Origin of the sequence: Streptomyces venezuelae ATCC 10712, assembly GCF_008639165.1 — a bacterium.
Lineage (GTDB): Bacteria > Actinomycetota > Actinomycetes > Streptomycetales > Streptomycetaceae > Streptomyces > Streptomyces venezuelae.
Map to the genome: position 1 here is coordinate 7593793 of NZ_CP029197.1, position 14148 is coordinate 7607940.

Here is a 14148-nt window from a genome sequence, read left to right on the forward strand (position 1 = left end):
GCGAGAGCACGAAGGAGCGCCACCTCCCCATGGAACGCATCGCCGCGTGGCTTCACGAGAAGAACCCCGGCCTCGACGGGCCGATCGACGCCGACGAGGACCTCATCGAGGCCCGTCTCATCGACTCGATGGACTTCCTGGAGTTCATCGACCTCCTGGAGGAGCTCTCCGGCGACTCCATCGACCTCCAGGACGTCACCATCGACGACTTCCGCACGCTCGGCCGCGTCCAGGAGCGCTTCCTGAGCGCCGCCCGCTGAGTCCGCGGCCCCGGACCGCCGCCGATGACCGAAGGCCCGCAGCCGGACCGGGACCACGCCCTGGCGCTCGTGGCCACCACCCGGGAGGTCCTGGACCACCCCGGGGTGCACGAGGGCCTGCTCGCCGACTGGGAGCGGCGGCGGATCGCCGCGATACGGCTCCCCGGCCGCCGTGACGACGTGCTGGCGGCCCGCCTCCTCGTCCGGCTGTGCGCCGCCCGCCACACGGGCCGCACACCGGCCGAGTCCGCCCCGGCCCAGCGCTGCCCCGAGTGCGGCGGGTCCGGCCACGGCCGCCCGTACCTGCCCGGTCTGCCCGGCGTCGGCGTGAGCATGAGCCACGCCGACGGACTCGTCGCCGCGGCCGTCGGTCCGGGCGCGGTCGGCATCGACGTGGAGCCCGCCGCCCGCCGCCCCGGACCCCTGCGCGTACTGCGCCGCCTGCTGCCCGAGGCGGAGGTCGCCGAGGCTGCGGCCCGGCCCGACCCCGGCCCGGCGCTGCTCCGTCTCTGGGTCCGCGGCGAGGCCCGGTTGAAGGCGGGCGGCCAGGCGGGCCTGCGGCTGTCCGAATGGACGGACGGGGACCGCGCGGCGGTCGTCGCGGTGGCGACGGAGGCGGACCGGGTGACGCGGGGCGGGGTGACGTGGGACGGGCGCACGGGGGCCGGGTGCACGAGGGCCGGGGTCACGGGGGCCGGGATCACCGGGGCCGGGGCCGCGAGGGTCGGGATCACCGGGGCGGGTGGTGGTACGCCCGACCCCGTTCCGGTCATCGGATTCGCCCGCTGACGGTCCGTACGACCGGGGAGAGCACCTCCTCGCTCCCGCTCCCGTCCCCCTGTGATCCTGACGGCGGGCCGGCGGGGACCCGGTCGGCCGAATGCCGCCCGGGACGGGCGAATGTCGAGCGCCCCGCGTGGCCCGGCGCGCCCCCGGTGGTAGGTCGTTCGCCATGCAGCCAGGCACACCACCGACGGTGACCCCCTTCCTTCGTACGGCCGCCGCCTACGCGTGGCGCATCCTGATCGTCGGCGTGCTCGTCTACAGCCTCTTCGCGGTGCTCGGGCGCTTTCATGAGATCGGCGTGGCCCTGTTCCTGGGGCTCGTGATCACCGCGCTGCTGCGTCCGCTCGCCGACCTCGTGGCCCGCGGGCTGCCCCGGCCGATCGCCGTGGCCCTCACCCTGCTCGGCAGCATCGCGCTGGTCCTCGGCGTGCTCGCGCTGGTCGGCGAGGCGGTGGCGGGGGAGCGGTCGACCCTCGTCCGCGAGTTCCGGGACGGGATCGGCCGGATCGAGGACTGGCTGGAGCGGCCGCCCTTCCGGCTGGACCCGGGGGCGTTGGGCGGCCTCCAGGCCAGGATCGGGGAGTTCCTCTCCAGCCACCGCTCGACCCTGATCAGCGAGGCGGTGAGCGGTGCCCATCACGTGGTGGCCGTGCTGACGACGCTGGCCCTCGCGCTGTTCTCCTCGGTGTTCTTCATCCACTCCGGCGACCGGCAGTGGGCCTGGTTCAAGGAGCAGTTGCCCGGCTCGGTCCGCGAGCGGGTGGCGACCGGCGGGCGCGCCGCCTGGCGCACCTTCACCGGCTACACCCACGGGATCGTGCTCGTGGCGGCGGTGAACGCGGTGCTCGTCGGCATCGCGCTGTGGCTCCTGGGCGTCCCGCTGGCGGTGCCGCTTGCGCTCCTGGAGTTCCTGGCCGCGTTCGTGCCGCTGATCGGTTCGCCGGTCGCCCTGGCGGTGGCCGCCGTCGTGGCGCTGGCCGCGAAGGGCCCGGTCGTGGCCGCGATCGTGATCGGCCTGATCGTGGTGATCGGCCAGATCGAGGGGCATCTGCTGCACCCGATCGTCATGAGCTGGGCCGTGCGGCTCCACCCGCTGGTCGTGGCCGTCACGGTCGTCGCGGGAACGATCGCCGCCGGGATCGTGGGGGCCGTGGTGGCCGTACCGCTGGTCTCGGTGATCTGGTCGGTGCACACGGCGCTGCGGGAGGACCGTACGGCCCGGAAGGCGGAGGCGGAGGCCGCGGAGCCGGAGTGACGAGGCGTCAGAGGAACTGGCGCAACCAAGACTTCACCGTCCGGTCGGGTGCGGGGTCTTGCGCGGCGGTTCCGGTCTCTCTACTCTCCCCGCCAATGGTTAGGAATATTTCCTAACCATTGGTCATGGAGGGAAAGGGACTTCTCATGCGTCGACGAAGCGTCTCGCTTCTCGGGCTCGCCGGTCTGCTGGCGGTGCCCTTGACGGTGCTGCCCCAGGCACAGGCCGCCGACGGTCTGGTCTCCACCGGGAAGGCGGTGACGGCATCGTCCGTGGAGACCTCGGCCTTCGGGGCCGGTCTCGCCGTGGACGGCAACGCGGCCACCCGCTGGGCGAGCCTCGAAGGGGTCGACCCGCAGTGGATCCGCATCGACCTCGGAGCCGCCCACACGATCTCCCGCGTCAAGCTCAACTGGGAGGACGCGTACGGGAAGGCGTACAAGATACAGACCTCGGCGGACGGTTCGACCTGGACCGACGTCTACTCCACCACCGCCGGTGACGGCGCCACCGACGACCTGACGGTCTCCGGCACCGGTCGCTACGTCCGGATGTACGGCACCGGGCGCGGCACCGCCTACGGCTACTCCCTCTGGGAGTTCGAGGTGTACGGCGCGCCCACCGGCACCGGCGGGGGCGGGGGCGGCTCGGCCGTCCCCTTCGGCAGCCACCTCAGGCCCTACACCGCCGGCACCCTGAAGCCGTCCGGCTCCCAGGCCTCGATCGACCAGAAGGTCGTCGACTACTACAACAAGTGGAAGGCCGCCTTCGTCCGGCAGAACTGCGGCAACGGCTGGTACCAGATCATCTCGCCCGACGCCGACCACCCCTACGTCGCCGAGGCGCAGGGCTACGGCATGGTCATCGCCGCCACCATGGCCGGCGCCGACCCCGACGCCAAGAAGATCTTCGACGGACTCGTCAAGTGGAAGATCGACCACCCGTCCGCCGTCAACCCGAACCTGCTCGCCGCCGAACAGGACGTCAACTGTCGCAGCGTGAACGGCGGCGACGGCGCCACCGACGGCGACATGGACGTGGCCTACGGCCTGCTCCTCGCCGACAAGCAGTGGGGCAGCACCGGCACCTACAACTACAAGGACCTCGCGCTCAAGCACATCGCCGCGATCAAGAAGGACGAGGTCAACCCGACGACCAAGCTCCTGAAGCTCGGCGACTGGAGCAGCTCCGGCGACGAGTACTACTACATCTCCCGGACCTCCGACTGGATGGCCGACCACTTCCGGGCCTTCCGGGCCGCGTCGGGCGACACCACGTGGGACTCCGTGCGCTCCGCGCACCAGACCCAGATCTCCCGGCTCCAGTCGACGTACGCCTCCGGCACCGGACTCCTCCCCGACTTCGTCGTCGACACCAACACGACGCCCAAGCCCGCCCCGCGCCAGGTGCTCGAGGACCCGAACGACGGCGCGTACTGGTGGAACGCCTGCCGCACCCCGTGGCGCATCGCGGACGACGCCGTGACCAGCGGGGACGCCACCTCGCTCGCGGCCGCCCGCAAGCTGAACAGCTGGATCAAGACGAAGACCGGCGGCGACCCCAACAAGATCGCCATCGGCTACAAGCTCAACGGCACCCAGATCTCCTCGGGCAGCGAGGCCGCCTTCTTCGCCCCGTTCGCGGTGGCCGCGATGACCGACTCCGGCAGCCAGGCCTGGCTGGACGCGCTGTGGAACAAGATGGTGGCGACCCCGGTCGACACCAGCAGCTACTTCTCCGCGAGCATCCAGCTCCAGGTCATGATCACGGCATCCGGCAACCACTGGGTGCCGTAACGGTCAGGTGACCACCGCGGACAGGGCCCTGAGGTAGTCGGACAGGGCCGCCGCGGCGCCGCCGAGCGGGAACCGCGCGGCGAGCTGCCCGTCAGGGCGTACGACGAAGCCGGTGGCGCCGTCGGGGAGATAGAGCCGTGCGAACTCCCCGGCGGCGTCGAGGTACACCGGGACGTCGGGCAGGACCTCGTCGGACGGCCGCGCCTCCCGTGGCAGTACGGCGAGGACGTCGAGGGGGAGCCGGTCGAGCAGGTCGCCGCAGGTCCGGGCCGTGTCCGTCGCGGCCCGGCCCAGCTCGACGGCGTCGGGCCCGTACAACAGGGCCACGTGACCCGGTCGGCCGCGCAGGACGTCGAGCAGACGCAACGGCCCGACGGCGATCGGCAGCGTGAGCCCGGTGCAGTCCGGCGCCCGGTCACCCGGCTGCGGCGCGTCGAGCGGCCCGTACGGACCACCGGCCAGCGGCCCGTCCCGGTAGGCGACCAGCAGCTGCGCCTCACGGAACGCGAGGGTCCGCCGGTCCTCCGGGTCGTTCTGCATGCCCTGGGTCGCGTGCCGGACCGTGCGGCCGACGACCTCCTCGCCCACCGGACGGCGCTCGGCGTCGTAACTGCCGAGCAGGGCGTGACCGGCCTCGCCGCGCACCACGAGGGCGAGCTTCCAGGCCAGGTTCACGGCGTCCTGGATACCGGTGTTCATGCCCTGCGCGCCCGTCGGCGGGTGGATGTGCGCGGCGTCGCCCGCGACGAACACCCGCCCCTCGCCGTACCGGTCGACGATGCGGTGACTGATGCGGAACACCGAGGCCCAGCGCAGTCCGGAGAGCCGGGCCGGACCCGGGGCCAGCCGGTCGACGACGGACTGGAGCTGGGACAGGTCGGGTCCGTCGCCGCCGTCGAGACCGTGCGCGACACCGTCCGCCGGCGCCCGTCCGGCCCCGGCGAGTTCGGGCGGCACCTTCATGGACATCCGGTAGCGGCCCGCCCCCGGCAGCGGGATGCAGACCAGCACGTCGTCGGCGGAACCGTCGTCGGAGCGGTGCTCGGAGCGGAGCGCGTACCCCTCGGGCAGCCCCCATTCGGCGTCGGCCAGGACATCGCCGAGCATGTACGTCTCCGGGAACGCCCCGCCCTCGTACGACAGGCCCAGGGTCTTGCGGACGACGCTGTGCGCCCCGTCGCAGCCGATCAGATAGGGCACCCGCAGCTCCTCGTCGGCCCCCGCGGCGGTGCGCAGCCGGGCGGTCACCCCGTCAGGGTCCTGGGTGAACGAGAGCAGCTCGGTGCCGCGCTCGATCTCCGTCCCCAGACCGGCGAGGTGCGCCTCCAGGAGCCGTTCCGTCTCGTACTGCGGCAGCGCGGCGAAGCCGTACGGCACCTCGGGAGGCAGCTGGAGGACGACGCGGGCCGCCTCCCTGCCGTTGATGAACAGCAGCTGTCCGCGCATCGGGACGGCCGCCTCCAGGACGTCTCGGGCCAGGCCCATCCGGTCCCAGAGCTCCAGCGTGCGAGGCTGGATCCCGACCGCCTTGGCGTACGGGAGCCGCGCGGGCAGCCGGTCGACGAGCCGGCACCGTACCCCCTGGCGGCGCAGCTCGGCGGCGGCGCTGAGTCCGACCGGACCCGCGCCCACGATCAGGACATCGGTGGTGGTGCCGGTGCGCGCCACGGGGGTGCCTCCCAGTGCTCGGCGGCCTCCGATGCCCCCGGCCGGGTCCCGTTCCCCTCCCGTGTTCCATGGTCGCCCGGGGCGCCCCGTTCGGCGAGCCGTGCCGACCCGCCCTCCGTGCCGAACGGGTGTGCGGAACCGGGCGGGGGTGCACGGCGTCCGTTCCGGGCATGGACGAGAAACCCGCACCCGACCCGCACGAGGCCACGGACGCCACGGCCGCCGACGGGGTCACGGCCGCCGATGCCGCGGCCGACGACGGTGGCGGTGACCGGGCGGAGAGCGCCGTCGGCTGCCTGCTCGCCGTCGCCGGCGTCACCGGCGCCGCGATCTACGCGTTCCCCCGGGCCGCGTTCAGCATCGACGGAGGTTTCGAGGGCCATGCCCGGGACCTGAGCGTCGCCTTCGTCGACGTCCCGCTGATCCTTCTCGCCGGTCTGCTCCTCCCGCCCATGACCTGGGCGGCGGCCACCCGATGGCTCCGCCCCTGGGCGGCGCTCCCCGTCTGTCTCGCCGTCGCCGCCCTCGCCCTGTGGGGCATCGACGCGGTCTGGCACCCGCGCCAGCTCCCCGATCCCGGTTACCGGGGCGGCATCTGACCCCCGGCGCCGGGGCGGCCGGCCGCGACCGGCGCACTCAGGGCGCCACTCAGGGCGCCGCTCAAGGTGCTGCTCAGGGCGCCACGACGCCCCGGACGACGCCGAGCCCGACGAGGTCGTCGGGACGCAGGCGCAGTTGGTCCGCCGTCGTACCGGACTCCTCCGGCCGCCGCCTCGGGGGCGATGACCGAGAAGTAGCTGTCGGGGGTGGCCCAGAGGTTGCCCGGGGCGGCCAGGGCGAGGGCGCCGCCCGAGCCGCCCTCGCCGATGAGGAGGGACGTGACCGGGACGCGCGCGGTGGCGACGGCGGCGAACAGGTCGGCGATCGCGGGACCCGCCCCGGCGCGTTCCGCCTCCGGGCCGTTGGCCGCACCCGGGGTGTCGACGAGCGTCAGGACCGGGATGCCGAGCCGGTCGGCGAGCCGCACGAGCCGGGCGGCGGTGCGGAAGCCGGACGGTGCCGTGGCCGTCCCGCACTGGGCCGCGTACGCCACGGTACGGCCGTCCGGCAGCCGCCCGAAGCCGCAGAGCATCCCCGGGTCGACGCCCCCGGCGCGGTCGCCCGAGATCCCGGCCCGGAGCGTGAAGTGGGCGTCGAGGTACGCGGCCGCCCGGGGCCGGTCCGGGTGCCGGGCGCGGGCCACCGCCTCCCGGCCGCTCGCGGCCGGCGGCGAGGGCGTGCCGAGCGCGCGTGGCGGCGCGACCGGGCCCTCGGCGGGGCGGGTGAGCAGGGAGAGCCAGCGACCGAGGGTGTCGCGGAGCGCCTCGGGCGGCACGATCGCGTCGACGTGCCCGTGGGCGAGCTGCGCCTCGGCGGTGTACGCGGCCGGGTCCGCGTCCGGCGGCCGGACCCGGGAACCGGCGAAGGCGACCTGGGCGCCCGGCAGGGCCAGCACCACATCCGATCCGGCGCCGAGGGTGGCCCAGCCGCCACCCGTCGTCGGATCCCGCAGGACGGCGATCTGAGGCAGCCCGGCGGCCCGGGTGCGGGCCGATTCCCCGGCCAGGAGCTGGAGTTGGAGCAGGGCCCGCATTCCCTCGTGCATCCGGCTGCCGCCCGTCGCGGGCAGCACGACCACGGGCAGCCGGCGCGCGCGGGCAAGCGCGTGCGCGGCGGCGGCGCGGGCCCCCGTCCCTTCCCCGAGGGAGCCGCCGAGAAAGCGGAACTCGAAGGAGATCAGGACGACTTCGACCCCGCCGATCAGGCCGGTGCCGCAGACCACCGACTCGGACTCGCCGGTACGGGCGCGGGCGCGGGCGTGCGCGGCGGAGTAGCCGGGCCATCCCAGCGGCCCGTCACCGGCCGGCGGGCCCCCGGCGAAGGGCAGTTCGTCGAAGTCGCCGTCGGTGACGAGGGCGATCGCCTCGCGTGCCGTCGTCGGGTCGTCGCTCATGCGGGCCTCGCAGCTCGTCGCGGGCGTACCGGGGGAGGGGCGAGGTCACCATACCGTCCGGTAACAACCGGCCCGCGCCGGACCCGGCCCCGAACCGCCCCCGCGAGCAAGGGCCTCACGCCATGATGCCGCTCCCGTGCGGGGCGTACAGGTCCAGGAGCCGGACCCGGGTGATGTGCAGGCGGTGGGCCAGGATCGCCCCCACCCAGAACATCACCGACGCCCCGAACTCCGCGTCCGAGCGGCACATCGAGCGGACCGCGGGAGCGTTGAACTCGTGCGCCCGCACCGGGGTCATCGCCTCCGCCCCCGACTGGCACAGATACGGCGGGAAGAGCCACGACAGACCGACCAGCTCACCGTGGCGCAGGGTCTCGATCACCGGCGCCCCACGCCCCGGCACCTTCGCGTCGAGCGTCACCGCGCCCGTCTTCACGATCCAGAACCGGTCGGCGTGCTGCTGCTCCTCGAACAGCCGGTGACCGGACTCGAAGTACACGTCCTCGGCGAAGGCCATCAGGCGCTCCCGGTGCTCCTGCGGCAACGTGCTGACCTTGGGTGCGGCACTGCTCATGGCGGACCCTCCTCACGCACTCGGCTCCCACCAACAGTGTCCGCCAGGCAGCCCCCGCGCGCGCCTCCTCCGGTCCGGCGCGGAGGTGCGGGGCCCGCCGGGGCGTCCGCGTGGCGCGGCCGTCCGATCACCCTCCGTACAACCCCTCGACCCGGCGTGCGGGGGCAGGGCGGAGGGCGGAGCATGAACGTGGGAGGGAGCGGCAAGCGGGGGCGCGAGCCTGGAGGGTGCCATGCCCGTCCCGGAAGGCGGCGACGCGCTCGTCGTGCTGCGCGGGGTCGACAAGCACTTCGGAACCCTGCACGTCCTCCAGTCCATCGACCTGACGATCCACCGCGGCGAGGTCGTGGTCGTGATCGGGCCGTCCGGGTCGGGCAAGTCGACGCTCTGCCGCGCGATCAACCGCCTGGAGACCATCGACAAGGGCGAGATCGTCGTCGACGGCCGCCCGCTGCCGGCCGAGGGGCGCGAGCTCGCGGCGCTGCGGGCCGACGTCGGCATGGTCTTCCAGTCCTTCAACCTCTTCGCGCACAAGACGGTGCTCGGCAACGTCACCCTGGGCCAGATCAAGGTCCGCAAGAAGGACCGGAAAGCGGCCGAACAGCGCGCCCGCGCCCTGCTCGACCGGGTCGGTGTCGCCTCGCAGGCGGACAAGTACCCGGCGCAGCTCTCCGGCGGCCAGCAGCAGCGCGTGGCGATCGCCCGCGCCCTCGCCATGGATCCGAAGGTGATGCTCTTCGACGAGCCGACCTCCGCGCTCGACCCCGAGATGATCAACGAGGTCCTGGAGGTCATGCAGCAACTCGCCAGGGACGGCATGACGATGGTGGTCGTCACCCACGAGATGGGCTTCGCCCGTTCCGCCGCCAACCGGGTCGTCTTCATGTCGGACGGCCGGATCGTCGAGGAGACGACCCCGGACGAGTTCTTCAGCAACCCGCGCAGCGACCGTGCCAAGGACTTCCTGTCCAAGATCCTCCACCACTGAGCCTCGGCACGGGCGCCGCCCGACCAGCAGCCCCCAGGGGTGATCCACATGAACCCGACCAGGACCCGCAGGGCCACCGTCAGGACCGGCAGGGCCACGGTGGCGGCCGCCGCGGCCGTCGTCCTCTCCCTCACCTCGGCAGGATTCGCCAACGGCGCCGCCGCGGTGCCGGCCGACCACGGCGGGGACAAGATCACCGTCGGCATCAAGTACGACCAGCCCGGCATCGGCCTGAAGACCCCCGACGGCACCTACACCGGCTTCGACGTCGACGTGGCCACGTACATCGCCAAGGAGCTCGGCCACGACCCGTCCGACATCGTGTGGAAGGAGGCCAAGAGCGCCGACCGCGAGACGCTGCTCCAGCGCGGCGACGTGGACTTCATCGCGGCCTCGTACTCGATCAACGACGAGCGGGCCAAGAAGGTCGACTTCGCCGGCCCCTATCTGCTCGCCCACCAGGACGTGCTGATCCGCGCCGACGACGACTCGATCAAGAAGCCGTCCGACCTGAACAACAAGAAGCTCTGCTCGGTCACCGGCTCCACGTCCGCGCAGAACGTCAAGGAGAAGATCGCCCCCGACGCCCAACTCCAGGAGTACGGCGGCTACTCCGAGTGCCTGACCGGCCTCGAGAACGGGGTCATCGACGCCCTCACCACCGACGACTCGATCCTCGCCGGATACGCCTCGCAGGACCAGTTCAAGGGCAAGTTCAAGCTCGGCGGCTTCAAGCTGAGCAACGAGAACTACGGCATCGGAGTCCAGAAGGGCAGCGACCTCAAGGACAAGATCAACACGGCCCTGGAGAAGATGGTCGCCGACGGCTCCTGGGACAAGGCGGTCGAGAAGAACTTCGGGCCGGCGAACTACCAGAACGAACCCGCCCCGAAGATCGGCGTGATCGTGAAGTGAGCGGACGGCCGTCGTGTTCGACTTCCTCCAGGGGTACGACCTGCTCGGAGCCTTCTGGGTGACGGTGCAGCTCACCGTCTACTCCGCCGTCGGCTCCCTCGTCTGGGGGACGCTGCTGGCCGCCATGCGCGTCAGCCCCGTCCCCCTCATGCGGGGCTTCGGCTCCGTCTACGTCAACGTCGTCCGCAACATCCCGCTCACCGTCATCATCGTCTTCACCTCGCTCGGCCTCTTCCAGACCCTCGGCGTCGACATGGGCGCCGACCGCTTCACCACGATCAACTTCCGGCTCGCCGTCCTCGGCCTCACCGCCTACACCAGCGCCTTCGTCTGCGAGGCGCTGCGCTCCGGCATCAACACCGTCCCCCTCGGCCAGGTCGAGGCCGCCCGCGCCATCGGGCTCAACTTCCCCCAGGTACTGCGCCTCATCGTGCTCCCGCAGGCCTTCCGCTCCGTCGTCGGCCCCCTGGCCAACGTCCTCATCGCCCTCACCAAGAACACCACCGTCGCCGCCGCCATCGGCGTCGCCGAAGCCGCCCTGCTCATGCGGGAGATGATCGAGAACGAGGCCCAACTGATTCTGATCTCCACGATCTTCGCCTTCGGATTCATCTGCCTCACCCTGCCCACCGGCCTCTTCCTCGGCTGGGTGGCCAAGAAGGTGGCGGTGAAGCGGTGAAGACCAAGCCGACCGTCCTCTACGACGTCCCCGGCCCGCGCGCCCGGCGGCGCAACCTCCTGTGGACGCTGCTGTTCCTGGTCGCGATCGCCGCCGTCGTGTGGTGGGTCGTGGTCAGCCTCGCCGACAAGAACCAGCTCGAATGGACCAAATGGGAGCCCTTCTTCACCGACGGCCGGGTCTGGGACACGTACATCCTCCCCGCCCTCAAGAACACCGTGATCGCCGCCGGACTCGCCATGGTGATCGCCCTGCCCCTCGGCGCCCTCCTCGGCGTCTCCCGCCTCTCCGACCACCGTTCCGTGCGCGTCGTGGCGGGCACCGTCGTCGAGTTCTTCCGCGCCATCCCCGTCCTGATCCTGATGCTCTTCGCCAACGCGGCGTACTCCGAGTTCACCGACATCAGCCCGGAGACCCGCCCGCTGTACGCCGTCGTCACGGGGCTCGTGCTCTACAACGCCTCCGTACTCGCCGAGGTCGTCCGCGCCGGCATCCTCGCCCTCCCCACGGGCCAGACCGACGCCGCCAAGGCCATCGGCATGCGCAAGGGCCAGACCATGACGTACGTGCTCCTGCCGCAGTCCGTGACGGCCATGCTGCCCGCCCTCGTCAGCCAGCTCGTCGTCATCGTGAAGGACACCGCGCTCGGCGGCGCGCTGCTCGGCTTCTCCGAACTCCTCGCCTCCGTCCGCCCGATGAGCGCCAACTACGGCGCGAACACCATCGCCTGCTTCACCGTCGTCGCCGTGCTCTTCGTCCTCCTCAACTTCGCGCTCACCACCTTCGCCGCCTGGCTCGAAGGCCGGCTGCGGCGCGGCAAGCGGTCCACGGGCGCGGTCGTCGGAGCCGACGCGGTGGACGATCTGGCGCGGCCCGGTGAGCACCTGGGGCCCACCGACGGGACCAAGTGACCCTCCGGGCCTCGCTCAGGGCCTCGCTCAGGGCCCCGTCTTCCGCCGGCTGAGCGAGCCAGGCCACCACGCGACGGGGCCGAGGTCCCGTACCAGCGCGGGCACGAGCAGCGACCGGACCACCAGGGTGTCCAGGAGGACACCGAACGCGACGATGAAGGCGATCTGCACCAGGAAGGCGAGCGGAATGACGCCCAGCGCCGCGAACGTGGCGGCCAGCACCACACCGGCGGAGGTGATGACGCCGCCGGTCGCGGTCAGACCGCGCAGCACGCCCTCGCGGACGCCGTGCCGCAGCGACTCCTCCCGTACCCGGGACATCAGGAAGATGTTGTAGTCCACGCCGAGCGCGACCAGGAACACGAATCCGTAGAGCGGGACCGACGAGTCCGTGCCGCTGAATCCGAAGACGTACCGGAAGACCAGGGCCGAGACGCCGAGGGTGGCGAAGAAGTTCAGCGCCACCGTGGCCACGAGCAGCAGCGGCGTCAGGAGCGAGCGCAGCAGCCCCACCAGGATCGCGAGGATGACGGCGAGCACCACCGGCACGATCAGCATCCGGTCGCGCTCGGCGGTCCGCTGGGTGTCGTACCGCTGGGCGGTGTAGCCGCCGACGAGGGCGTCCGCCCCCGGCACCGCGTGCACGGACGAGCGGAGCCGGGCGACCGTGGCCTTGGCGGCGTCGCTGTCCGCGGCGTCGGTCAGGGTGACGTCGATCCTGACGCGGCCGCCGACGACCAGCGGCGCCCCGGCCCCCGGCCGGCCGGAGGCGGTGACGGCCGCGGCCGAGTCCACTCCCTCGACCCGCTCGGCGGCCGCGGTCACCCGGTCGGCCGTGTCCGCGTCGGCGATCACGATCGCCGGGTTGCCGGCGCCCCCGGGGAAGTGCCGTCCGAGTCGCTCCTGCGCGGCGACGGACGGGGCGTCGTTCACGAAGATCTCGTCGAGCGGCACCCCCCTGGACTCCAGGACCGGCGCGAAGGCGGCGCAGGCGAGCAGCCCGGCGAGCGTCGCCGCCCACACCTTCCGCGGAGCCCGGTCCACCAGCGCGGCCACGCGGCGCCAGATCCCGTGGCCCCCGCCCTCGGACTCGGACGGACGGGGCCGGGAGGGCCAGTACGCGGCGCGGCCGAGCAGGACGAGGACGGCGGGCAGGAACGTCAGCGTGCTCAGGACGGCGCAGACGATCCCGATGGCGCCCACCGGACCGAGGGCCCGGTTGTTGGTCAGGTCGCTGAACAGCAGCGCGAGCAGGGCGAGCGCCACGGTGGCCGCGCTGGCCGTGACGGGGCCCGCGGACCGGCGCAGCGCCGCGCGCATGGCGGGGACGCGCTCTCCGTCGAGCCGGGCGAGCTCCTCGCGGTAGCGGGCGGCGAGCAGCAGCGCGTAGTCGGTGGCGGCGCCGATGACCAGGATCGACAGGATGCCCTGTACCTGCCCGTCGACCCGCACGACGTCGTGGTCGGCGAGCACGTACACCACGGCGCAGGCCAGGGCGAGGGCGAGCACCGCGCCGACGATGATGATCAGGGGCAGCAGCACGCTGCGGTACACGAGCAGCAGGATGAGCAGCACCGTGACCAGGGCGACCGCGAGCAGCAGCCCGTCGATGCCGGAGAAGGCGTCCGACAGATCGGCCTGGGTGGCGGCCGGACCCGCGAGCCACACGGTCGTGCCGGGCACGGCGGACGCCGCCCGGTCGATCTCCCCGAGCGTGGGCGCGAGCTCCTCGCCGAGATCCGGACGGAGCTGTACGACTCCGCGCAGCGCCGCCCCGTCCTCGGAGGGGAGCGCCGGGGACGGCGTACCGACGACACCGGGTCGCCCGGCGAGCGAGGCCAGCGCGCGCGTGGCCGCCGACCGCGTCTCCGGACCGAGCGGGGCGCCGCCGGGCGAGGTCCAGACGACCAGCGCGGGGAGCGTCTCCTCCTGGCGGAAGGCCCGCTGGGCCTCGATCACCCGGGTGGACTCGGCACTCCGGGGGAGGAACGCGGCCTGGTCGTTGGTGGCCACCTCGCCGAGCTTCCCGGCGTACGGACCGAGCCCGCCGCCGACGGCGAGCCAGAGGACGAGCAGGACGAGGGGCAGCAGACGGGCGGACCATCGTGCGGGGCGGGACATGCGGACTCCAGGGCAGGGGTCTCTCGGCACGGAAAAAGTACCTCAAGGAGAAAGAATCTCAATGATTGAGAGAGATTGAAGCATGGCCGGAGCCGGAAGTGGGGCGGGGGGTGGTGAGGACGCGCCGACGGGCTGAGGCGCGAGGGCCACGCGGTGGGTCAGCGGTGGGGGACGGGGTCGGTCAGCGGCGGGGCCCGCGGTC

The 14148-nt window shown here is 72.8% G+C and carries 12 protein-coding genes and 1 pseudogene; 9 read left to right on the forward strand and 4 right to left on the reverse strand.

Going from position 1 to position 14148, the window contains the following annotated elements:
- The first annotated feature begins 29 nt into the window (after positions 1-29).
- The 4 genes from DEJ43_RS34725 (at position 30) to DEJ43_RS34740 (ending at position 4097) form a co-directional block, all read left to right on the forward strand.
- Positions 30-260, forward strand: a complete 231-nt coding sequence (locus DEJ43_RS34725) for an acetylxylan esterase (protein ID WP_015038125.1) — start codon at positions 30-32, stop codon at positions 258-260.
- Between the two features lie 24 nt (positions 261-284).
- Positions 285-1049 carry a 4'-phosphopantetheinyl transferase family protein gene (locus DEJ43_RS34730; protein WP_015038126.1) on the forward strand — a complete coding sequence of 255 codons (765 nt, stop codon included), beginning with the start codon at positions 285-287 and terminating at the stop codon, positions 1047-1049.
- A 163-nt stretch (positions 1050-1212) separates the two neighbouring features.
- Positions 1213-2301, forward strand: coding sequence for an AI-2E family transporter (locus DEJ43_RS34735; RefSeq protein WP_015038127.1), 1089 nt, complete (start codon positions 1213-1215; stop codon positions 2299-2301).
- 146 nt (positions 2302-2447) lie between these two features.
- On the forward strand, positions 2448-4097 hold the full coding sequence (locus DEJ43_RS34740; RefSeq protein ID WP_015038128.1) for a glycosyl hydrolase family 8: 1650 nt from the start codon (positions 2448-2450) through the stop codon (positions 4095-4097).
- A gap of 3 nt (positions 4098-4100) precedes the next feature.
- Here DEJ43_RS34740 and DEJ43_RS34745 read toward each other — a convergent pair whose 3' ends face one another.
- The gene (locus DEJ43_RS34745) at positions 4101-5765 is read right to left on the reverse strand and encodes an FAD-dependent monooxygenase (RefSeq protein WP_015038129.1); all 1665 of its coding nucleotides are present in this window, start codon (positions 5763-5765) and stop codon (positions 4101-4103) included.
- A gap of 170 nt (positions 5766-5935) precedes the next feature.
- On the opposite strand from DEJ43_RS34745, the gene DEJ43_RS34750 reads away from it, so the two are divergent.
- A complete protein-coding gene (locus DEJ43_RS34750) occupies positions 5936-6364 on the forward strand; it encodes a hypothetical protein (protein ID WP_233448024.1) in 429 nt (142 codons plus the stop codon).
- A 73-nt stretch (positions 6365-6437) separates the two neighbouring features.
- On the opposite strand, the pseudogene DEJ43_RS34755 reads toward DEJ43_RS34750, so the two are convergent.
- Both DEJ43_RS34755 and DEJ43_RS34760 read right to left on the reverse strand, forming a co-directional pair.
- Positions 6438-7758, reverse strand: a pseudogene (locus tag DEJ43_RS34755) (carboxyl transferase domain-containing protein).
- Positions 7759-7873: 115 nt separating this feature from the next.
- A complete protein-coding gene (locus DEJ43_RS34760; RefSeq protein WP_015038132.1) occupies positions 7874-8332 on the reverse strand; it encodes a Crp/Fnr family transcriptional regulator in 459 nt (152 codons plus the stop codon).
- A 232-nt stretch (positions 8333-8564) separates the two neighbouring features.
- Between DEJ43_RS34760 and DEJ43_RS34765 the strand changes: the two genes are divergently transcribed.
- From DEJ43_RS34765 to DEJ43_RS34780, 4 genes are read left to right on the forward strand one after another with little or no spacing between them, the layout of a single operon-like run.
- Entirely contained in the window at positions 8565-9320 is a 756-nt protein-coding gene (locus DEJ43_RS34765; RefSeq protein ID WP_015038133.1) for an amino acid ABC transporter ATP-binding protein, read from the forward strand.
- Positions 9321-9368: 48 nt separating this feature from the next.
- Positions 9369-10235: a glutamate ABC transporter substrate-binding protein gene (locus DEJ43_RS34770; RefSeq protein ID WP_041663228.1), complete on the forward strand. Its 867-nt coding sequence runs from the start codon at positions 9369-9371 to the stop codon at positions 10233-10235.
- 13 nt (positions 10236-10248) lie between these two features.
- Positions 10249-10914 carry an amino acid ABC transporter permease gene (locus tag DEJ43_RS34775; protein ID WP_015038135.1) on the forward strand — a complete coding sequence of 222 codons (666 nt, stop codon included), beginning with the start codon at positions 10249-10251 and terminating at the stop codon, positions 10912-10914.
- Entirely contained in the window at positions 10911-11825 is a 915-nt protein-coding gene (locus DEJ43_RS34780) for an amino acid ABC transporter permease (protein WP_015038136.1), read from the forward strand. Before DEJ43_RS34775 ends, DEJ43_RS34780 begins: the two co-directional genes overlap by 4 nt.
- Before the next feature lie 27 nt (positions 11826-11852).
- On the opposite strand, the gene DEJ43_RS34785 is transcribed toward DEJ43_RS34780, so the two are convergent.
- Positions 11853-13946: an MMPL family transporter gene (locus DEJ43_RS34785; protein WP_015038137.1), complete on the reverse strand. Its 2094-nt coding sequence runs from the start codon at positions 13944-13946 to the stop codon at positions 11853-11855.
- Positions 13947-14148: the final 202 nt, after the last annotated feature.